This window comes from Enterobacter sp. UPMP2061, assembly GCF_053709615.1.
This window is the reverse complement of record NZ_JBSKJP010000001.1, coordinates 1,022,129-1,042,975: the sequence shown is the minus strand read 5'-3', so window position 1 is coordinate 1,042,975 and position 20,847 is coordinate 1,022,129. Positions and strand designations below refer to the sequence as shown.

The window sequence follows — 20,847 nt, the reverse complement described above, 5'->3', positions numbered from 1 at the left end:
ATGCTCTCAGGTTTATTTTCACGCTCCGCGGCCAATGCCGCGGATTTTTCACTTCTGGAACAGGCCAGCGTTGAGTTTCGCCATGTGGACAAACGCTACGGCGATCATCCGGTTTTAACCGACATTAACCTCACCATCATGCCGGGTGAAGTGGTTGCCATTCTCGGCCCTTCGGGTTCCGGAAAATCGACCCTGATTCGGCTTATCAACCAGCTTGAGAGCCTGAGCGGCGGGGAGATTCTGATCGATCACAAGCCGACCGGACAGCTTTCCGGCAGCAGGCTACGTCAGTTACGCAGCCGCGTCGGGTTTGTGTTCCAGCAGTTCAATCTCTATGCCCACCTTACCGCCAGTCAGAACATCACCCTGGCACTGGAGCACGTTCACGGCTGGAAACCCCTGCCCGCCCAGGAGCGCGCGCTGGCGCTGCTGGAGAAGGTCGGCATGCTGGAGAAGGCGCACCGCTTCCCCGCTGAACTTTCCGGCGGACAGCAGCAGCGCGTGGCGATTGCCCGTGCTCTGGCCTCGTCGCCGCAAATCATTCTCTTTGACGAGCCGACGTCGGCACTCGACCCGGAAATGATTGGCGAAGTGCTGTTTGTGATGAAAACCCTCGCCCACAGCGGGATCACTATGATTGTCGTTACCCATGAGATGCAGTTCGCCCGGGAAATTGCCGATCGAATCGTCTTTATCGACGGCGGAAAAATTCTGGAAACCGCGCCCCCGGCGCAATTTTTCAATCAACCGTCGCATCCCCGTGCGAGGCGTTTCCTGCAAAAAGTGCTGGATCCGCTGCATCAGGAGCAACTGTAATGCCCGCTCTGGACTGGCAGGGGGTGCTGGCCGGACAGCCCCTGCACTGGATCCTCTCCGGATTTCTCACCACTCTGTGGGTGACGCTGGCGGGGATTATGCTGGCCAGCCTGCTCGCCTTGTTCTTTATGCTTTTGCGGCTTTCCGGGGGACGTTTCGGGACATTGATCGTCAGCTGCTGGGTATCGCTGTTTCGCAATACGCCGCTGCTGGTACAGCTGCTGTTCTGGTATTTCGCCGCCTGGAACGGGTTGCCGCAGGGGCTGCGTGACGCGGTGAACGCAGACCACAGCTGGTCCATTTTACCCGGTGACGTCTGGTGGTTTACGCCAGAGTTTTTATGCTCCGCCTGGGGGTTAGGCGTCTTTACCTCGGCGTTTTTAATTGAAGAAGTGGAATCGGGGCTGCGTTCCGTACCTGCCGGGCAACGGGAGGCGGCGCTCGCTCAGGGATTTTCCTCATGGCGTCTGTTTCGCTACATTCTTCTGCCACAGGGGCTCGCTAACGCGTGGCAGCCCGTCGTTGGCCAGTACCTTAACCTGATGAAGCTCTCCTCGCTCGCGAGCGGGATTGGCTTCGCCGAACTGACCTACCAGGTCCGCCAGATAGAAAGTTACAACGCCCATGCACTGGAAGCCTTCACCTTCGGTACGGTGCTCTACTTGCTTACCGGGATGGTGACGGGAAGCGTGCTGGTGCGCCTCGGCCCCCATTCAGGGAGGAAAAATCATGATCCCCGGATTTAACGTTATTGTCGAAAACCTGGATTATCTGCTTTGGGGACGTGCGGCTGCGGGAGAACCCGGCGGCGTACTGCTCTCACTGCTGATGGCCGCAGGCGCCGCCGCGCTTGCCCTGCCCGGCGGGATTGTGCTGGCTTGCGTCGCCTGGCGCTATCCCGGCGTGGTGCGCAGTGCGCTGTTTGCATGGGCAGAGTTGATTCGCGGGATCCCCCTGATCTTCGTGATATTCTGGATGTGGTATCTGCTGCCACTGATAACCGGCAGGGATCTCCCGGGCGCGACGACCGTCACGCTGGCGCTGGCCTGGTTTACCGCGGCTGCGGTGATGCATTCGGTGTTAGCCGGACTGAGAGCCCTGCCGTCGGGCCAGAATGAGGCCGCGCTTTCTCAAGGGTTCAGTACGCAGCAAACGCTGTGGCGCGTGCTGCTGCCGCAGGCGCTGAGAAATATTCTGCCGTCGCTGGTGGGGATTTTTATCAGCCTGCTGAAGGATACGTCGCTGGCGTTTATCGTGAACGTTCCTGAACTGACCACGGTGGCGGGACAGATCAACAACCGGGTGCAAATTTACCCGGCGGCCATTTTTATCTTCACGGGTGTGATCTATTACCTGCTCTGCTGCTCGCTTGAGCTGCTCGCGAAGCGCTGGCGAGTTAGCCGGCCAGCGCTTTAACCACCGTTTCCATCGCTTTGGTGGTCAACTCACTGCGCTTAACGCGCTGGTTCGCCAGCGCGGTACGCAGAACGCCCGCAATGACAATATGTTTCGGCTCCTGCCCTAAATCACGCATTTCGAGAACGACCTTGCCTACCACCCGACACATCTCCTGGTAAAGCGCTTCGTCTTTGGTCACATTGCCCATTGCCATCACTCCGTTGCCCTAAACCGTCAGCTTAAATCATTCGTCGGCTGGATACAAAAAAGAAGCCCGGCGTGTAGTTCGCCGGGCTTCGTCTGGAAAATCAGGAGATTAGTTGTTTACCGGGATGACTGCGCCTTTGTATTTGGTGCGGATCCAGTCCTGAATCTCTTTGGAGTGCAGCACGTTCACCAGCGCGACGATATCCTTCTTCTTCTCGTCACCGCGATGAACGGTAATGATGTTGGCGTACGGGTTATTCTCACCGCTTTCAACCGCAATTGGATCGTGCACCGGATCCAGACCGGCATCAATTGCGTAGTTGGCGTTGATCACCACCGCAGCACCTTCGTCGTTGTTGTACATCTGCGGCAGCAGAGATGCCTCAACGTTAGGGGTGAATTGCAGCTTTTTCGGGTTCTCCACGATATCGCTGATGCGCGCGGTCACTTTATCGATGCCTGGCTTCAGCTTGATCACGCCCTCTTTTTCGAAAATGGAGAGAATACGCCCTTCCTCGGAAACCGCATCACGCATGATGATTTTGCCGCCTTCCGGCAGATCCTTCAGCGATTTGTATTTTTTCGAATAGATACCGATCGGCTCAATGTGGATTGCGCCCGCACTGACAAAATCATAATCCTTATCGCCCGCGTGATCTTTCAGGACGCTGTTCAGGTAAGGGATGTGCTGGAAATAGTTGGCGTCAATGTCATGCCCCGCCAGCGCCGTGTTTGGCAGAATGTAGTCCTGGAATGGTTTAATCTCCAGATCGATCCCCTGCTTCGCCAGAATCGGCTTAGCCTGCTCCAGAATTTCCGCGTGCGGGGTGTTGGACGCCCCCACGGTGAGCGTGTCCGCCCAGGAGGCAAAGCTCAGGGCACTCAGGGTTGCGGCGGCGATCAGTGTCAGTGTCTTTTTCATGATGTGGTTCCTGTGTGTATTTATTAGCGTTTATCTAACAGTGAAGTAATGGCATCGCCGCAGAACTGGATAATGAACACGATGATCAGAATGGTCACCGTTGCCACCAGCGTGACGTCACCATGGTTGCGCTGGAATCCTTCCAGATAAGCCAGATTTCCCAAACCGCCGGCACCTATCACCCCTGCCATTGCGCTGTAGCTCACCAGCGCAATCAGCGTCACCGTCATACCTGAAACCAGTGCGGGTGAAGATTCCGGCAATAAAACCCGAAACACTAACGTGCTCAGCCGCGCGCCCATCGAACGCGTGGCCTCAATGACTCCTTTGTCTACTTCTCGCAAGGCAATCTCGACCAGACGGGCGTAGAACGGCGCCGCGCCCACAATCAGGGCGGGCAGCGCAGCGTTAGCGCCGAGAATGGTCCCCACAACGGTCTTGGTGAACGGGATCAGCAGAACGATGAGAATGATGAACGGAATCGAGCGGAACACGTTCACCACAATCGACATCACGCTGTAGACCGTGCGGTTGTGGAATAACCCGCCGCGGGCGGTTAAAAACAGCGCCAGACCGAGCGCGATCCCCAGGACAAACGTCGCCACGCCGGAAAGCGCGGTCATGTAAAGCGTCTCCTGGGTTGCAGCCCAAAGCTGATCCCACTTCAGGTGCGGAAAGAGTTCTTCAGCCATGCTTGATTACCTCGCCTTCAATATCGCTTTGCTTCAGGTCGGCGAGGATATTGTTCAGTTGTTCGTCCGATGCCACCACGTGCACCCAGAGCTGCCCGAAAACACCGTGGGCGGTTTGCGTCATTTTGCCGTGCAGGATGTTAAACGGCAGGCCGTAGCGCAGGGTCAGTTCACCGACGATCGGCCTGTGCGTGCTGTGCCCGGTGAAGGTCAGCCTGATCACCGTGCCTTCCAGATCGTTTGCCAGTTCGGTATTGAAGGTCTCTTCCTCCGCGTACTGGCTCACCTGGCGGACAAACTGCCGGGTGATCGGCTGCTGCGGATGCGTAAACACGCTCAGCACGTCCCCCTCTTCCACCACCTTGCCGTTTTCCATCACCGCCACGCGGTCGCAGATTTTGCGCACCACGTGCATCTCATGCGTAATGAGTACGATGGTCAGGTTAAAGCGACGGTTAATGTCCAGGAGCAGATCGAGGATCTGATCGGTGGTCTGCGGATCCAGCGCCGAGGTGGCTTCGTCACACAGCAGTACGTCCGGATGATTGGCCAGCGCGCGGGCAATGCCCACACGTTGTTTTTGCCCGCCGCTCAGCTGGGATGGGTAGGCATTCTCGCGCCCCTTCAGGCCGACCAGCTCCACCAGCTCGGCAACGCGAGCCTGAATTTGCGCTTTTGGCACACCGGCAATTTGCATTGAAAAGGCGATGTTTTCCTTCACCGTGCGCGACCAAAGCAGATTAAAGTGCTGGAACACCATGCTGATTTTCAGGCGTGCCTGACGCAGCGCTTCTCCCTTCGCGGCGGAGATATCCTGACCGTTAATGGTGACGCTGCCGGCGCTGGGCTTTTCCAGACCGTTCAGCAGACGGATCAGCGTACTTTTCCCGGCCCCGCTGTAACCGATGATCCCGTAAATCTGTCCCTGCTCTATCGTCAGGTTGACGTTATCTACGGCTGTCAGCGCCTGTTTCCCGTTGTCAAAAACCTTCGAAATATTGCTGAGTACAATCATTCTTATTCGTTATCCGTTTCGCATATAGCGGTTTAGCAGTATGGATGTCCAAAAGATAGTAAACAGCCGTTATCAGCTTTTAAATGACCAAAAAAGAATTTCTTATAATGCTCAGGAATAAGCAGCGAACTGGCGGGTGAAAAGCATTTAGATGAATATCAGCAATAATTATCTGCCATTTGCATATCAGGTCTTACTCACCCGACGAAATCGGCTAATTTTGCAGCACTTTATGCGAATATAGCCATCCTCACATCCGGACAACTTTACGTCTTGCTGTCTTTCCATCTGAAAACACAAGGATTATTCCTTTCCGTTCTAAAACTCAGTGAAAGGTTCTTTATTGAGAAAATTTCATGGTTCTATCATCCGGTCATCACCTCTTCACAGGACATGACCATGACGCTTTACCACTCCGTCACCGAACTGATTGGCCGTACGCCGCTCATCCAGCTGCACAAGCTGGACACCGGCCCCTGCTCGCTGTTTCTGAAGCTGGAAAACCAGAATCCCGGCGGCTCGATTAAAGACCGCGTCGCGTTGTCGATGATTAATGAAGCCGAGCGTACGGGCCAGCTACGGCCCGGCGGCACCATTATTGAAGCCACGGCGGGGAACACCGGCCTGGGGCTGGCGTTGATTGCGGCGCAGAAGGGCTACTCGCTGATCCTGGTGGTGCCGGACAAAATGAGCCGCGAGAAGATTTTCCACCTGCGCGCGTTAGGGGCGCAGGTCGTGCTGACCCGTTCAGATGTGAATAAAGGGCATCCGGCCTACTACCAGGATTATGCCCGGCGGCTGGCGAACGAACTGCCAGGCGCGTTTTATATTGATCAGTTCAATAACGCGGCCAATCCGCTGGCGCACCGCACCACTACCGCACCGGAACTGTTTGAACAGCTTGACGGCCAGATCGATGCCATCGTCGTCGGCGTGGGGTCCGGCGGTACGCTGGGTGGCTTACAGGCGTGGTTTGCAGAACATTCGCCGCAGACGGAATTTGTGCTTGCCGATCCGGCCGGGTCGGTGCTGGCGGACCAGGTTGAAAACGGACGCCATCACGATGCCGGATCGTGGCTGGTTGAAGGGATTGGCGAAGACTTTATCCCTCCGCTGGCGCACATCGAAGGGGTTAACCGCGCCTGGCGCATTACCGATCGCGAGGCGTTCACCACCGCCCGCGATCTGCTAAAAACGGAAGGGATCCTGGCAGGCTCCTCCACCGGCACGCTGCTGGCGGCGGCGCTGAAATATTGCCAGGCGCAGACTACGCCAAAACGTGTGGTCACCTTCGCCTGCGACAGCGGCAATAAATACCTCTCGAAGATGTTCAACGACGACTGGATGCGCCAGCAGGGGCTGATTTCGCGTCCGCAGGCAGGCGATCTCTCGGACTATATTGCCCTGCGCCACGATGAAGGCGCGACGGTGACTGCCGCCCCGGACGACACGCTTTCCACCGTGCTGGCCCGCATGCGCCTGTACGACATCTCCCAGCTGCCGGTGCTCGATAACGACAAGGTCGTCGGCATCATTGACGAGTGGGACCTGCTGCGACACATCGGGGGAGATGCCGATCGCTTCTCACTCCCCGTGACGGCAGCCATGACGCGTCAGGTCGAATATCTGGATAAGCAGGCCCCGGAGAGCGCCCTGTACGCCATCTTTGACCGTGGCCTGGTGGCGATTATTTATGACGAAGATCGCTTTCTGGGTCTGATCACACGCAGTGACGTACTCACCGCCTGGCGTAACCGCCTGACAAAATAAAAGGAGCAAAAGATGAAAAACCTGGCCACCCTCAGCGTTCACAGCGGTGAGTATCACGACCCGCACGGCGCCGTGATGCCGCCAATTTACGCCACGTCGACGTTTGCGCAACCGGCACCGGGTGAACATACCGGCTACGAATACTCCCGGAGCGGCAACCCCACCCGCCACGCGCTGGAGACCGCCATCGCCGAACTGGAAGGCGGCACGCGCGGGTACGCTTTCGCGTCAGGGCTGGCAGCCATTTCCACCGTGCTCGAACTGCTGGATAAAGACAGCCATATCGTCGCCATTGACGACGTGTATGGCGGTACGTATCGCCTGATCGAAAACGTGCGCAAGCGCAGCACCGGGTTACAGGTGAGCTGGGTTAAGCCGGACGATGTAGCCGGGCTTGAGGCCGCCATTCGCCCGGACACGCGCATGATCTGGGTGGAAACGCCAACGAACCCGCTGCTGAAACTGGCCGACCTGGAGGCCATCGCGGACATTGCCCGGCGCAATAATGCGATCAGCGTGGCAGATAATACCTTCGCCTCCCCGGTCATTCACCGGCCGCTGGAGGCGGGGTTCGATATAGTGGTCCACTCCGCCACTAAATATCTAAACGGTCATTCAGACGTGGTTGCCGGGCTGGCTGTTGTCGGGGCAAATAAGGATCTCGCGGAGCGTCTGGGCTATCTGCAAAACGCGGTTGGCGGCGTTCTGGATCCGTTCAGCAGTTTCCTGACGCTGCGGGGGATTCGCACCCTCTCACTGCGCGTTGAGAAGCACAGCGCCAACGCACTGGCAATTGCGCAATGGCTGGAGCAGCATCCGCAGGTAGACCGCGTGTTCTATCCCGGGCTGGCGTCACATCCCCAGTATGCGCTGGCCCGCAGACAAATGGCGCTGGCGGGCGGCATGATCTCCGTTGTGATTAAAGGCGATGCGCAACGCGCGACAGAGGTGATCCGTCATCTTACGCTCTTTACCCTGGCGGAAAGTCTGGGCGGTGTGGAGAGTCTGGTGAGCCAGCCCTACAGCATGACCCACGCCTCCATACCACTGGCGCAGCGTCTTGCAAACGGCATTGTGCCGCAGCTTATCCGCCTGTCGGTGGGGATTGAGGATGCGAAGGATCTGATCGCCGACCTTCAGCAGGCGCTGGAAAAGTGAGCAAAAAACGGCGGGCGTTGCGCCTGCCGTCATAAGATGACATTAGACCTTAACGCCTTGATAACAAACTTATGTGAATCTGCACAGATTGTTTTGAAACGCTGTTTCCATTTTCCTTTTTACTGTAAATCAGCGTATAATGCGCGCCAAATCCCTGGTGAATGGTTTCAGCGCTTGGAATACAAAAAACAACGTACAACTTCTCCTCTCCTTCGTTGGGCTGGCACTCAGGCACACTTTCTTCTGCACGCTCATTTGATGTCACCTATTCTTAGTGCGTGTCATATACTCTTTCGCAACACAGGTTTGACTCCGCGGCGGTGCGCCCCCGGAGCGAGATTTCCATATCCTTCCCAACTTAAAGACTAAGACTGTCATGAAAAAGACGAAAATTGTTTGTACTATCGGCCCGAAAACCGAATCCGAAGAGATGCTGAGCAAAATGCTGGATGCCGGCATGAACGTGATGCGTCTGAACTTCTCCCACGGCGACTATGCTGAACACGGTCAGCGTATCCAGAACTTGCGCAACGTGATGAGCAAGACCGGGAAAAAAGCGGCGATCCTGCTCGACACCAAAGGTCCTGAAATCCGCACCATCAAACTGGAAGGCGGTAACGACGTTTCCCTGAAAGCGGGCCAGACCTTCACCTTCACCACCGACAAATCCGTTGTAGGTAACAACGAAATTGTTGCCGTGACCTACGAAGGCTTCACCAGCGACCTGTCCGTTGGCAACACCGTGCTGGTGGATGACGGCCTGATCGGCATGGAAGTGACCGCGATCGAAGGTAACAAGGTTATCTGTAAAGTACTGAACAACGGCGATCTGGGCGAAAACAAAGGCGTTAACCTGCCGGGTGTGTCCATTGCGCTGCCAGCGCTGGCTGAAAAAGACAAACAAGACCTGATCTTCGGCTGCGAACAAGGCGTGGACTTCGTTGCTGCCTCCTTTATCCGTAAACGTTCTGACGTGGTTGAGATCCGTGAGCACCTGAAAGCGCACGGCGGCGAGAACATTCAGATCATCTCCAAGATCGAAAACCAGGAAGGCCTGAACAACTTCGACGAAATCCTCGAAGCGTCTGACGGTATCATGGTAGCGCGTGGCGACCTGGGCGTTGAAATCCCGGTTGAAGAAGTGATCTTCGCGCAGAAGATGATGATCGAGAAATGTGTTCGCGCGCGTAAAGTGGTTATCACCGCAACGCAGATGCTGGACTCCATGATCAAAAACCCACGCCCTACCCGCGCTGAAGCAGGCGACGTAGCAAACGCCATCCTCGACGGTACCGATGCCGTTATGCTGTCTGGCGAATCTGCAAAAGGGAAATACCCTCTGGAAGCGGTCGGCATCATGGCGACCATCTGTGAGCGTACCGACCGCGTGATGAAAAGCCGTCTGGATTACAACAACGACAGCCGTAAACTGCGCATCACCGAAGCCGTGTGCCGTGGTGCGGTAGAAACCGCCGAGAAACTGGAAGCCCCACTGATTGTCGTGGCGACCCAGGGCGGTAAATCTGCGCGTGCCGTGCGTAAATACTTCCCGGATGCGACCATTCTGGCGCTGACCACCAACGAAACCACCGCACGTCAGCTGGTGCTGAGCAAAGGCGTGATCCCACACCTGGTGAAAGAGATTGCCTCTACCGATGATTTCTATCGTCTGGGTAAAGAAGTGGCGCTGGAACTGGTTGATTGTGGCCTGGCCCAGAAAGGCGACGTGGTGGTTATGGTTTCTGGCGCGCTGGTTCCAAGCGGCACCACCAACACGGCATCTGTCCACGTGCTGTAATATTTCACGAACAAATTATTGTTTTGTTAAAAAGCGTCCTTCGGGGCGCTTTTTTTATTCCCGCCTTTAACCAGAACTATTCAAAAAGCAAATCGGGTTTTTCTATTTAATCGCGATTTATCTAAGATGAATCCGATGAAAAATGCCTTTTTTAACATAGCTTTTTCGTCAAAATTGCCGATTTCGTTGCTTCTTTGAGCGAACGATCAAAAATAGGCGTAATCCCATCAAAAAAATATTCTCAACCCAAAAAACTTTGTGTAATACTTGTAACGCTACATGGAGATTAACTCAATCTAGAGGGTATTAATAATGAATCGTACTAAACTGGTACTGGGCGCGGTAATCCTGGGTTCTACTCTGCTGGCAGGTTGCTCCAGCAACGCTAAAATCGATCAGCTGTCTTCTGACGTTCAGACTCTGAACGCTAAAGTTGACCAGCTGAGCAACGACGTGAACGCAATGCGTTCCGACGTTCAGGCTGCTAAAGACGACGCAGCTCGCGCTAACCAGCGTCTGGACAACCAGGCTACTAAATACCGTAAGTAATAGTACCTGTTAATAAAATGGCGCACATTGTGCGCCATTTTTTTTGCCTTCGTCAAACCTCTACTGAAGCGCTTTCTCTCCCTCGCCTTCCGCCACCGCCGCTGAGACACGACTGTTCTGTACCGACAGGACAGAATTGCTGGCTGAAGAACCACTGCCTGCTGACACGGCAACCGGGATCCCCGCTCTGCGCGCCAGGGCCTTGTCGATTTGCGTTTTATCGCTACCTGACTCCGCTGCAAAGGCGGTAAACGCCGCCGAGTGCGTGAACGGCACCGTCTGTGGGTTTTCGCCCTCAGCCTGCGCCAGCGGCCTGTGCACCTCGATATAACGTTTGCCGTCCGGCTCGACGGAGAACTTCACCGGCTCATTGATGATCTGCACCCGCGTGCCGACGCGCACTTGCTCAAACAACGCTTTGATATCGGGCGCGTTCATCCGCATACAACCCGAGCTGACCCGCAGCCCTACGCTGTCCGGCGCGCTGGTGCCGTGAATAAGATATTCCCCATTCCCGATACCCAGACGAAGCGCAAAGCGCCCCAGCGGGTTATTTGGCCCTGCGGGTACCACAGGCGGCAGTTTAATGCCCTGGGCCAGTGAGCGCGCTCTGATGCCCGCTGTGGGGGTCCAGGTAGGGTTAGGGATTTTCTGACTCACACGGGTGGTGCTGACCGGTGTTTCCAGCCCAAGCTGACCAATACCCAGCGGATAGACCTGCACGATATTTTCGCCAGGCGGATAGAAGTAAAGACGCAGCTCCGCCAGATTCACCACAATGCCCTCACGCTCGGTGTCCGGCAGTAGCATCTGGGAAGGGATGGTAATGACCGTTCCTGGCGCAGGGTTCACCGGAGCAATGGTATTATTGGTTTCAAGGATGAGCTGTGCGGCGGTATTAAAGCGACGAGCGATAGACTGAAGTTTATTGTCCCCTTCCTGAATGGTGTATGTCTGGTTTTGCCCAATCAGGCGGCTGCCTGCGGGCGGTAAAGGATAATCAACCGCCCAGGCTGAATTAACAGCACTGAGCGAACCAAGGAGTAATAGAGTTATTAGAGATGCGCGCTTCATGCTGAGATTCCTTATTCACTGACCAAACGTCAGAAAGCTGAAAAACCAGCGAGGTGGAAACCACCTCGCGAAACAGAATGAATGCTGTTCTGTCAGTTTAGCTAAGGATTGCGGCTTTGGCGCGTATGGCGCGGATCATCGCTTCCAGTCCCTGGGATCGGGACGGGGTGAGGTGCTGGGTTAAGGCCATTTTTTCAAACCACGGGCGAACGTCAAAGGCGACAATATCCTGCGCCGACATCTGGTGATAAAGAATAAATACGACGGCAATAAGCCCCTTCACAATGGCGGCATCGCTGTCACCCTGTAATTGAATTACGCCTTCGTCCGTCTGCTGCATCAGGATCCAGACCTGGCTCTGGCAGCCCTGAATGATGTTGTCCGGGTTATGCGCCTCTTCGCTGAGCGGCGGCAGGCGCTGACCCAGCTCGATGATATAAAGGTATTTCTCTTCCCAGTTTGCGCAACGCCCAAAGTTGCGCAGCAATTTATCTCTGTCCGGCAAATCTACCATCTCTCGCCTCTCCGTTAGCCAAGCAGCTGGTGAATACGTTTTAGTCCCGCCACCAGTCTGTCGACCTCTTCCGTTGTGTTGTACATCACCAGCGATGCGCGGCACATAGCCGGTACCTGATAATACGCCATCAGCGGCATCGCGCAGTGATGCCCGGTACGCACGGCGACGCCGTAATTATCAAGGAAACTGCCCACATCATAGGCGTGATGCTTGCCGAGGTTGAAGGCTATCACACCCAGACGGTCAGCAGGGCCATATAAGGTCAGTTCCGGGACGCTGGCCAGCTCCTGCAAGGCATAATGCATCAGCTGCTGTTCGTACTCCTGAATCGCCGCCAGCCCCGTTTCAGTGACGTAGCTAATGGCCGCGCCCAGCCCGATGATCCCGCCCGTGTTGGGCGTACCCGCCTCGAAGCGCCAGGGCGCACGGGCGTAGGTTGTGCCGTCCGTCAGGCTGACGGTGGCGATCATTGACCCGCCCCCTTCCCACGGCGGCATGGCCTGGAGAATGTCCTCTTTCACATACAACACGCCGATGCCCGTCGGGCCATACAGCTTGTGCCCGGAGAAGACGTAGAAATCGCAGTCCAGGGCCTGAACGTCAACCGCATGGTGCATCACCGCCTGGGCGCCATCAATCAACACTTTCGCACCAACCTGATGGGCTTTGTCGACGATCAGCGCCACCGGATTTTCCGTTCCCAGCACGTTTGAAACGTGGGTCACCGCCACCAGCCGCGTTCTGTCGTCCAGCAGGGCGTCCAGCTTTTCCAGCTGGAGCGTGCCGTCTTCATTCAGGGGGATCACCCGCAGTTGCGCCCCCACACGCTCACAGAGCATCTGCCAGGGCACGATGTTGGCGTGGTGCTCCATCTGGGTGATGATGATGTTATCCCCCGCGTGCACCTGCGCATTGCCCCAGCTGTTAGCCACCAGGTTGATCCCTTCGGTGGTGCCGCGCACGAATACCAGCTCTTCCGGCGAACGCGCGTTGAGGAAGGCAGCAACCTGCGTGCGCACGTTTTCCATGCGCTGGGTCGCCTCGGCGCTCAGGGTGTGGATCCCGCGATGTACCGCCGCATAACCGTGGCGGTAAAACTCGGCTTCCGCATCCACCACCTGATTTGGTTTTTGCGCGCTGGCCGCACTGTCGAGATAGGCCAGCGGCAGACCGTTCACTTCACGGGTCAGTACCGGAAAATCTGCCCGGACTTTCTCTACGGGAAATGTCATGCTTCGCCTCCAGGCAGCCGCTGACCGATACGGGCCAGCACCTGCTGTTTAAGTCCGCCATCGGGCAGCGCTTCCGTCAGCTCAGCCGCAAAGGCGTAAATAATCATCTTTTGCGCGGCCTGCTGGTCTATCCCGCGCGAGCGCAGGTAGAACATCTGCTCATCGTCAATACGCCCGACCGTCGCGCCGTGGCTGCATTTCACGTCGTCCGCATAGATTTCCAGCTGTGGTTTGGTGTCCACCTCTGCCAGACGTCCCAGCAAGAGGTTGTTGTTGGTCATCTGCCCGTCAGTTTTGATGGCGTGCTGCGCCACGTTGATCAGGCCGTTAAACACTGCACGACCTTTGTCGCTGACGATGGTTTTGTGCAGCTGACGGCTGTTGCAGTAGCCTTTGTTATGCTCAAGCCAGGTGCGCGTGTCGCACACTTCTGACTTCACCGGCATCGCCAGGCTGTTAATACGCAGCGTAGTGTTCTCACCGTTCAACTGGGTGCTGGTGTTGTGGCGCAGCACCGCGCCGCCAAGCAGGAAGCTGTGGCTGTACGCCGCGGCATCCTGGCCCAGCAGAATATCGTTGTGGGCGAAGTGGTGACTGAGCGGATTTTCAAACGCCAGCTTGATGTGGTGCAGCTGGGCATTGGCCGCCACGTTCATCGTCAGACGCGAACCGGTGAAATGACGGGTGTCGTTAAGACTGACGTAATGCTCGATCACCGTCGCCTCTGCCCCTTCTGCCAGCTCAAGATGGTGGCGATAGTGGGCGGTGTTAATCTCATCACCCTCAACGCCCTGGGTGATATGCATCAGCAGCAGCGGCTTAGCCGGACGCTGGTTACGCTTAACGCGAATATGGGTGACAGATTGCGACAGGCTCTCTGTCAGGTGCAGGAAGACTTCAGGCTGAACGGGCGCAGTCAATGACTGGCGCTCATCGTTAATGGCGATATCGAACCCGCTCTCCTGCACGCTGTCGCTCAGCTCCGTACGGAACTGACCGTCGACAAATACCAGACGCACGGCATCCACGCTCAGCGCCAGCCTGTCGCGCTGATCGGGGCTGACCTGCGCCAGACGGGTGACAAACTCGCCGTTCAGCAGGCCATCCAGCGGGGTATATTTCCAGTTCTCATGTTTACGCGTCGGTAAACCGAGACGCAGCATCTGCTGAAGATGGTGCCGGGCCTGTTCAGAGCGCGCTCCACCCTGCGCTTCAAACAGCCGGTGCCACTGCTGGAGTGCATTACTGCTGTTCGGTAAGCCAGCCATAACCCTGCTCCTCCAGTTGTTTAACCAGCGTAAAGTCACCGGATTTCACAATGCGTCCCTGGTAAAGCACATGGACATAGTCCGGTTTGATGTAGTCAAGTATTCGCTGGTAGTGAGTCACGATGATAAATGAGCGGTTGCCGTCACGCAGGGAGTTCACCCCGTCGGCAACGATCTTCAGGGCATCGATATCCAGCCCTGAATCGGTCTCATCGAGAATGCACAGCGCCGGTTCCAGAACCGCCATTTGCAGAATATCGTTACGTTTCTTCTCACCGCCGGAGAAACCCACGTTTACCGAGCGGGTCAGCAGATCTTCCGGCATTTTCAGCAGCTTGATCTTCTCTTCCATCAGATCCTGGAAGTCAAAGCGATCCAGCGCCTCAAGGCCGCGATACTTGCGCACCGCGTTCAGCGCGGTTTGCAGGAAGAACTGGTTGCTGACGCCCGGAATTTCCACCGGATACTGGAAGGCCATAAAGATGCCCTCGCCGGCACGCTCTTCCGGCGACATCTCCAGCAGATCTTTGCCGTTAAACTCAACGGAGCCGCTGGTGACTTCATAATCTTCGCGTCCTGCCAGCGTCGCTGAAAGCGTACTTTTCCCGGAGCCGTTTGGCCCCATGATGGCGTGAACTTCACCCGGTTTGACGTCAAAATTGAGGCCACGCAGGATCTCTTTCTCTTCCACGCTAACCTGTAAATCTTTAATGCTTAACATGTGCTTTCCTTAACCGACGCTGTGTTCAAGACTAATGGCGAGGAGTTTCTGGGCTTCAACGGCAAATTCCAGCGGCAGTTCAGAGAACACGTCCTTACAGAAGCCGTTAACGATCATTGAAATCGCATCTTCTTCACTGATCCCGCGTTGCAGGCAGTAGAAAAGCTGATCTTCACCAATACGTGACGTAGTTGCCTCATGCTCAAGCTGGGCGCTGTTATTGCGGCATTCCACATACGGGAAGGTATGCGCCCCGCAGTCCGCGCCAATCAGCATGGAGTCGCACTGGGTGAAGTTACGCGCGTTGGTTGCCGTCGGCATGATTTTCACCAGCCCGCGATAGCTGTTCTGGCTGTGACCAGCAGAGATCCCTTTTGAGATGATGGTCGATTTGGTGTTTTTACCGATGTGGATCATCTTGGTGCCGGTATCGGCCTGCTGATGACCGCTGGTCAGCGCCACGGAGTAAAACTCACCGATGGAGTTGTCGCCGCGCAGAATACAGCTCGGGTATTTCCAGGTAATGGCGGAGCCGGTTTCTGACTGCGTCCAGGACATCTTGCTGTTTTCGCCTTCGCACAGCGCACGCTTGGTGACGAAGTTCAGAATACCACCTGTGTTGCCGTCGCCCGGGAACCAGTTCTGTACCGTAGAGTACTTCACTTCCGCATCTTTATGGATGATCACCTCTACCACCGCCGCGTGCAGCTGGTAGCTGTCGCGCACAGGAGCGGAGCACCCTTCGATGTAGCTAACGTAGCTGCCTTCATCGGCCACCAGGATGGTGCGTTCAAACTGGCCGGTTTTTTCCGCATTGATGCGGAAATAGGTCGAGAGCTCCATCGGGCAGCGCACGCCTTTCGGCACGTAGATAAAGGTGCCGTCTGACGCCACCGCCGCATTCAGTGCCGCGAAGAAGTTATCGTTACTCGGCACCACGGTACCAATATACTTTTTCACCAGCTCGGGGTGATCGTGAATGGCTTCCCCGAAGGAGCAGAAAATGATCCCCTGCTCCGCCAGTTTTTCACGGTAGGTGGTTGCCACCGAGACGGAGTCAAAAATGGCGTCTACCGCCACCTCTTTGCCTTCGCGCACGGGCACGCCGAGCTGATTAAACGCTTCTTCAACTTCTTTGCTCAGGAAACTGTTCTCCGCGCCGGTTTGCTGAACCGCGCCGGGTTGCGAGGCGCAGGTGTCATCACAGCTGCCGCAGGAGGGCGCAGAGTAGTAGCTATAATCCTGATAGTTCAGCTTATCGTAATGCGCTTTCAGCCAGTGGGGTTCTTCCATCTCCAGCCACGCGCGGAATGCGCTCAGACGAAACTCCAGCATCCACTCCGGCTCGTTACGTTTCGCCGAAATGGCGCGCACGACCTCTTCGTTGATGCCTTTCGCCAGCTCATCGGTTTGCAGCTGCGTAAAGAAACCCTCTTTATAGTTGAGGTGTCCGCCGCTCCAGGTGTTTACATCACTCGTTGCTTCAGTATTACGAGACATAGTACCGCCTATACCCCAAAGCTTTCGCCGCAGCCGCATTCGTTCTGGGCTTTCGGGTTATGAAATTTGAATAACTGGTTTAAACCTTCCCGAACGTAGTCGACTTCGGTTCCATCGATAAACGGCATCGCCTGTAGCGCGACGTATAACTTTGCACCGTCGGTTTCAAAGACCAGATCGTCCTTTTCAGGTTCGGTTACGGTGTCCAGCACGTAGCCAAATCCCGCGCAGCCAGTCTGCTTAACGCCTAAGCGTACGCCGAGGATGTCGGGATTTTTTGCCACCAGCTCATGAATATGCGCCGCCGCCGCGGGCGTCAGCGTTAAGCCACGCCAGGCAAAATCGGCCGGATTGAAGGTTTCTGAATGCAGTTCCATAGGTCCACCTCATCTGATAAGCCACCAGGGCATAACACCATGTTAGTGATAACGATTATCACTTCAACCCCCTGCGAGCAGGGGCTTTGGGCTAAACCGCCCTTTTTGGCTACTTTCATTAAGCATAGACCCTGTGACGGGATGCAGATGGGATGGTTAGATTTGTTCAATGCATTGATAAATAATGCATTTCATAAGAAAGGCGGTAAGATGACGGGCAATGATAAAAATTGTATTGGAAATACCTATTTTTGAGATAGCTATCTTCCAATAAGAAAGCTGACTCGAAAAGACAAAAAGGCCCTGACGGACCCCTAAACATCAGTGATGGAACGAAACGGCGAAACCCTGTTCACGCCAGTGGTCGAGCTGCTCCTGTTGACGAGGCGTAGGCGCTTTACCGGTCCAGACGAAGATTTTTTGCCCGGGGAAGAGTTCCGGACGGGGAGAATCAATCGGCTCAGCCAGCACGTCGATATGCCATCCCTTGTAGGCAAGACGGGCCGCTTCCAGCCACAAATGCGTACGGTCGTCGCACTCCCACCCGACCAGCAGCGCATCTTTACCTGCTTTTTTTCGCGACTCACCCAGGCTTGCAACGGCAAACTCAATCAGGACACCATCCAGCAGGCTCGCCATGTGACGCACCGTATTCTGGTCCTGGTTCATTCGCTGCCGCACAGGGGTGATGATGTTATCTATCAGAACATCCATCGCATGGTCACGGCGGAACTCGCCGATTTTGGCGCGCAGTTTTGCCGGATTGGCATAGCGCAGAACGGTTAACATCTCTTCCTGAAACGATGCCCAGTTCCCCTGAGTCATCACTTCTGTATTTTCAAGAAGCGCTTTTACTTTACCGACCGAAACACCCGTTTTCATCAGGCGTTTGATCTCTTCGATACGCAGGATATCTTCATCGTCAAACTGACGATGACCCCCTTCGCTTCGCTGCGGCTTCAACAATCCATAACGGCGCTGCCAGGCACGCAGCGTAACGGGGTTGATACCGCATCGTTCGGCCACTTCGCCGATACTGTAATAGGCCATTAACTCCCTCACGCACAATACTTCCATACCTAACCAAACCAACCTTATCAGATTGTACAAATCATTTGTATAACTAACTCCTCGTTCTGAGACAAGTGAATGGCTCAACGAACCACTCACTCGTTAATGTATTGTTGTATAAATTTAGCCGTACGTACAGGTCACTTTTAAGAGTTACGTACAGGTTTTTATAAATCGTACTTTTTCTCGGGCCAAGCAATCGCCGGTATGCCCCCCAGGCGCGGGCTGGCGAAAAGGTGCCCCTGGAACTGAGAAATCCCGGCAGATTCCAGCCACATCCACTCTTCAGCCAACTCTACGCCTACCGCACAGAACAGAATTTCCAGGGACGCGCAGCATTTAATAATTGACTGAATGATCGCCTGACGCGGGCCGCTCTTGTGCACGTTGGCAATCAAATCACGGTTGATCTTGATTCTGTCCGGCTGAAACTGGGCCAGCAGTTGCAGACCGGCGAATCCCGCGCCAAAGTGATCGATGGCCACGCTGATCCCGGCGCTTTTAAGCTGTCTGACCGCGCTGGTGAACTCTTTGAAGCGCGAGATCGCCTCGCTCTCGGTGAACTCGACCACAATTTGCTCCGGCACAAAACCGTTCGCCTCAATTGCCGTCAGTAAAAAATCGACGGCGCCAGGAACATTGACCAGCGTCATCGGCAGCAGATTAATGGACAACGTTTGAGTCTGTAGGCCCAGCGCGCTGGCCATCGACAAAGCCACCTGTTTACTCTTCAGATCCGATTCGTACAGCGCCTCACGCGAGAGGTTGGCAAAATAGCTTTCCGGAGACTCACCGGACGGCGTGCGGATCAGGGCTTCCCAGGAAACTACCTGCTGCATAAACGGATCGACGATAGGTTGAAATGCGAAACTACAGCCCGCGCCCTTTGCCACAACAGTCGGCTGGGAGGATAACGGCGTGTTTTCGGTGACAAACTCCCAGGCGTCAGCCGGAGGCAGCTCAAAGTAGTTGGCTTTTTCAGTGGCCTCAACGAAGGTGCGGAAAAATTGCAGGGCGCGATCGTTATAGGTCAGCTGATAGCGGGTTGTGCCTTTATCGAGTACCTGTTGCAGCACTTCGTCGGTATCGTACTGACGAAGGTCAAAGAGCTCCATACCCACGTTGCCAAAACGTCTTGAAGGCCCGTGATCGCTTAACAATTCGACCACGTTGTGATGCCGTGGGTCACGGCAGATGAGCTCATAGATCTCCTTAACGTTATCAGCGGGACCTTCAAGTAACTGAAAAAAGTGTGTGCCGTTAAACAGCAAAATCCCCGTCACATCGAACTGGCGATTTCTACAATTTGCAGCAGCGACCATGTCTTCCAGCGCTTTCACTGGAACGTCCTCGCAGATATGACTGCGGTAAATGATGGTTGTGAGCATGCTAATCCTGAAGATTGAGGGGGTGACCACGAAAACACGTGGGGAAAACTCTGTTATAGCACATTAATTGCCCAACAAATAATTTACATCTCAACGATTTACACGGCTTTTTTGCGTCATTTACGGGCTTGTACAACTCTGCGACGCCGCTTCGGATTGTACAATATATCTTGTGAATCCCGCAGTAAATCGTATAAGAATAAACATCTGATAAATAATGATTTTATAAAATATATTATAAAATATTTAAAAAATTGTACATTTTAAATGTACAGATTTGAAAATTATGTATACCTTAAATGTAACGTTACTGATTACGAAAATTTACAGGAGCGAAACATGCAGCAGAACGGACACCTCGCAGACTCGGCAACAGCGATTGCGCAGTATTTCGAAAAAGCCGCGCTTCCAACCCAACAGGAAACATTGGGTCAGGTTGTTGTTGAAATCCTTAGCGACGGGCGAAATCTGAATCGCAAATCGCTCTGCACAAAACTGTTGAGTCGCCTTGAAAAGGCCAATGGCCCGGAAGAGGAACATCATTATCACATGCTTCTTGGCCTGCTCTTCGAACGTTAATGTCATGAACAGCAGTGATGCGGACAGACTGATCGACAAGCTTATTGGAGAAGCCGCTCTTTCACTTTTGAAGGAGCGCGGTCCCGTGACGACCGAGGGATTGGTTCAGCGTCTGCGTAACATGCAAGCATATGAAACGGATCCCCAGCGGCGGGAGACATTAGCGCGAGTGATAGCTGAAATCAGCTCTGGCACGGTCGCTTTTAAAGGTCGCAGAACCGCACAAGGACGAATACAGAGAGAGGGATCTCTCAAAAATAACCGAGACAATGTAGTGCCGTTATTTGGAAATGGAAAACCGTCCGATCCTAAAAAGATACATTGACTACAACTTTACAGCTACGGTGAGAACAAATGAGACAAAATATTCAGCTTCAACCCGAATACCACTCCGCCTTTTTAGATAGCGCGTTGTCGGAGTATTTCCGTCACGCAGGCGATCGCTTTGCTGAAGAGTCTGCCATTTTTTCGACTGCGGTTCGTTGTGTTCTCGCTTCCGAAGGTCATTTGACCAACAAAGCGATCATTCTCTGGCTAATCCAGACGCTGGAATCCACCGACGATGTCGTTAAGGCGGATGTGATCCGCAAGACGCTGGAAATTGTCGTCGGTTACACCATGGACGATCTTTAACGCCTCCCCCATCCCTACGGATAGCGTGTCATCGTCAATTCTGACGAACAGACTGACGATGACACACCCTCTCTCCTCTAACGCCCTGTTAATCAAGAACGCTGAATGTGGCATGGATCCTGCTTAGTCCGCTAAGGGACTGGGCTTTCCAGTAAACATTGC

Annotated in this window: 24 protein-coding genes; 11 read left to right on the top strand and 13 right to left on the bottom strand. The window is 54.8% G+C overall.

The genetic code is table 11. The features are described from left to right. The 3 genes from ACWKXX_RS05070 to ACWKXX_RS05060 are packed head-to-tail and all read left to right on the top strand — an operon-like array spanning nt 1 to nt 2,232. A complete protein-coding gene (locus ACWKXX_RS05070; RefSeq protein ID WP_017384620.1) occupies nt 1–816 on the top strand; it encodes an amino acid ABC transporter ATP-binding protein in 816 nt (271 codons plus the stop codon). After that, nucleotides 816–1,562 (top strand): amino acid ABC transporter permease, encoded by a 747-nt coding sequence (locus ACWKXX_RS05065; RefSeq protein ID WP_023303553.1) that lies wholly within the window; start codon nt 816–818, stop codon nt 1,560–1,562. Before ACWKXX_RS05070 ends, ACWKXX_RS05065 begins: the two co-directional genes overlap by 1 nt. Further along, nucleotides 1,546–2,232: an amino acid ABC transporter permease gene (locus ACWKXX_RS05060; RefSeq protein ID WP_015570700.1), complete on the top strand. Its 687-nt coding sequence runs from the start codon at nt 1,546–1,548 to the stop codon at nt 2,230–2,232. Before ACWKXX_RS05065 ends, ACWKXX_RS05060 begins: the two co-directional genes overlap by 17 nt. Here ACWKXX_RS05060 and fumD read toward each other — a convergent pair. The 4 genes from fumD to ACWKXX_RS05040 all read right to left on the bottom strand — a co-directional run bounded on the left by fumD (nt 2,213) and on the right by ACWKXX_RS05040 (nt 5,050). Next, the gene (gene fumD, locus ACWKXX_RS05055; RefSeq protein WP_003857676.1) at nt 2,213–2,422 is read right to left on the bottom strand and encodes a fumarate hydratase FumD; all 210 of its coding nucleotides are present in this window, start codon (nt 2,420–2,422) and stop codon (nt 2,213–2,215) included. The two genes, ACWKXX_RS05060 and fumD, sit on opposite strands and share 20 nt — an antisense overlap. Before the next feature lie 108 nt (nt 2,423–2,530). Continuing rightward, nucleotides 2,531–3,343 carry a MetQ/NlpA family ABC transporter substrate-binding protein gene (locus ACWKXX_RS05050; protein ID WP_003857677.1) on the bottom strand — a complete coding sequence of 271 codons (813 nt, stop codon included), beginning with the start codon at nt 3,341–3,343 and terminating at the stop codon, nt 2,531–2,533. A 23-nt stretch (nt 3,344–3,366) separates the two neighbouring features. After that, complete coding sequence (locus ACWKXX_RS05045) at nt 3,367–4,035, bottom strand: methionine ABC transporter permease (RefSeq protein WP_017384621.1); 669 nt, start codon at nt 4,033–4,035, stop codon at nt 3,367–3,369. After that, a complete protein-coding gene (locus ACWKXX_RS05040) occupies nt 4,028–5,050 on the bottom strand; it encodes a methionine ABC transporter ATP-binding protein (protein ID WP_017384622.1) in 1,023 nt (340 codons plus the stop codon). Before ACWKXX_RS05040 ends, ACWKXX_RS05045 begins: the two co-directional genes overlap by 8 nt. Nucleotides 5,051–5,449: 399 nt before the next feature. Between ACWKXX_RS05040 and ACWKXX_RS05035 the strand changes: the two genes are divergently transcribed. The 5 genes from ACWKXX_RS05035 to lpp all read left to right on the top strand — a co-directional run bounded on the left by ACWKXX_RS05035 (nt 5,450) and on the right by lpp (nt 10,325). After that, nucleotides 5,450–6,820, top strand: coding sequence for a pyridoxal-phosphate dependent enzyme (locus tag ACWKXX_RS05035; protein WP_017384623.1), 1,371 nt, complete (start codon nt 5,450–5,452; stop codon nt 6,818–6,820). Between the two features lie 12 nt (nt 6,821–6,832). Continuing rightward, on the top strand, nt 6,833–7,978 hold the full coding sequence (locus ACWKXX_RS05030; RefSeq protein ID WP_047726935.1) for a trans-sulfuration enzyme family protein: 1,146 nt from the start codon (nt 6,833–6,835) through the stop codon (nt 7,976–7,978). Nucleotides 7,979–8,014: 36 nt separating this feature from the next. After that, a complete protein-coding gene (ynhH, locus tag ACWKXX_RS05025) occupies nt 8,015–8,347 on the top strand; it encodes a protein YnhH (RefSeq protein ID WP_418235933.1) in 333 nt (110 codons plus the stop codon). Nucleotides 8,348–8,354: 7 nt separating this feature from the next. Beyond that, nucleotides 8,355–9,776 (top strand): pyruvate kinase PykF, encoded by a 1,422-nt coding sequence (pykF, locus tag ACWKXX_RS05020; protein WP_015570703.1) that lies wholly within the window; start codon nt 8,355–8,357, stop codon nt 9,774–9,776. A 312-nt stretch (nt 9,777–10,088) separates the two neighbouring features. Further along, nucleotides 10,089–10,325, top strand: coding sequence for a murein lipoprotein Lpp (gene lpp, locus ACWKXX_RS05015; protein WP_001082307.1), 237 nt, complete (start codon nt 10,089–10,091; stop codon nt 10,323–10,325). 60 nt (nt 10,326–10,385) lie between these two features. Here the strand turns inward: lpp and ldtE are convergent, their stop codons facing one another. The 9 genes from ldtE to ACWKXX_RS04970 all read right to left on the bottom strand — a co-directional run bounded on the left by ldtE (nt 10,386) and on the right by ACWKXX_RS04970 (nt 19,473). Further along, entirely contained in the window at nt 10,386–11,399 is a 1,014-nt protein-coding gene (gene ldtE, locus ACWKXX_RS05010; protein WP_032648093.1) for a L,D-transpeptidase LdtE, read from the bottom strand. Between the two features lie 97 nt (nt 11,400–11,496). Next, nucleotides 11,497–11,913 carry a cysteine desulfuration protein SufE gene (sufE, locus tag ACWKXX_RS05005; protein ID WP_261666279.1) on the bottom strand — a complete coding sequence of 139 codons (417 nt, stop codon included), beginning with the start codon at nt 11,911–11,913 and terminating at the stop codon, nt 11,497–11,499. 14 nt (nt 11,914–11,927) lie between these two features. Further along, nucleotides 11,928–13,148: a cysteine desulfurase SufS gene (gene sufS / locus ACWKXX_RS05000; RefSeq protein WP_032619799.1), complete on the bottom strand. Its 1,221-nt coding sequence runs from the start codon at nt 13,146–13,148 to the stop codon at nt 11,928–11,930. After that, nucleotides 13,145–14,416 (bottom strand): Fe-S cluster assembly protein SufD, encoded by a 1,272-nt coding sequence (gene sufD / locus ACWKXX_RS04995; RefSeq protein ID WP_163313754.1) that lies wholly within the window; start codon nt 14,414–14,416, stop codon nt 13,145–13,147. Before sufD ends, sufS begins: the two co-directional genes overlap by 4 nt. Next, nucleotides 14,391–15,137, bottom strand: coding sequence for a Fe-S cluster assembly ATPase SufC (gene sufC / locus ACWKXX_RS04990; protein WP_003857736.1), 747 nt, complete (start codon nt 15,135–15,137; stop codon nt 14,391–14,393). Before sufC ends, sufD begins: the two co-directional genes overlap by 26 nt. A gap of 9 nt (nt 15,138–15,146) precedes the next feature. Next, a complete protein-coding gene (gene sufB / locus ACWKXX_RS04985) occupies nt 15,147–16,637 on the bottom strand; it encodes a Fe-S cluster assembly protein SufB (RefSeq protein ID WP_003857739.1) in 1,491 nt (496 codons plus the stop codon). A gap of 8 nt (nt 16,638–16,645) precedes the next feature. Beyond that, nucleotides 16,646–17,014 (bottom strand): Fe-S cluster assembly scaffold SufA, encoded by a 369-nt coding sequence (sufA, locus tag ACWKXX_RS04980; RefSeq protein ID WP_003857741.1) that lies wholly within the window; start codon nt 17,012–17,014, stop codon nt 16,646–16,648. Between the two features lie 321 nt (nt 17,015–17,335). Next, complete coding sequence (locus ACWKXX_RS04975; RefSeq protein WP_047051440.1) at nt 17,336–18,064, bottom strand: MerR family transcriptional regulator; 729 nt, start codon at nt 18,062–18,064, stop codon at nt 17,336–17,338. A gap of 188 nt (nt 18,065–18,252) precedes the next feature. Continuing rightward, nucleotides 18,253–19,473, bottom strand: coding sequence for a diguanylate phosphodiesterase (locus ACWKXX_RS04970; RefSeq protein ID WP_261666281.1), 1,221 nt, complete (start codon nt 19,471–19,473; stop codon nt 18,253–18,255). Between the two features lie 339 nt (nt 19,474–19,812). Here ACWKXX_RS04970 and ycgZ point away from each other — a divergent pair, with 339 nt between their 5' ends. From ycgZ to ACWKXX_RS04955, 3 genes are read left to right on the top strand one after another with little or no spacing between them, the layout of a single operon-like run. Beyond that, nucleotides 19,813–20,052 (top strand): regulatory protein YcgZ, encoded by a 240-nt coding sequence (gene ycgZ / locus ACWKXX_RS04965; RefSeq protein ID WP_017384632.1) that lies wholly within the window; start codon nt 19,813–19,815, stop codon nt 20,050–20,052. A 4-nt stretch (nt 20,053–20,056) separates the two neighbouring features. Then, nucleotides 20,057–20,377 carry a hypothetical protein gene (locus ACWKXX_RS04960; protein WP_032648090.1) on the top strand — a complete coding sequence of 107 codons (321 nt, stop codon included), beginning with the start codon at nt 20,057–20,059 and terminating at the stop codon, nt 20,375–20,377. A gap of 29 nt (nt 20,378–20,406) precedes the next feature. Next, nucleotides 20,407–20,685: a biofilm/acid-resistance regulator YmgB/AriR gene (locus tag ACWKXX_RS04955; protein WP_003857748.1), complete on the top strand. Its 279-nt coding sequence runs from the start codon at nt 20,407–20,409 to the stop codon at nt 20,683–20,685. Nucleotides 20,686–20,847 lie beyond the last annotated feature (162 nt).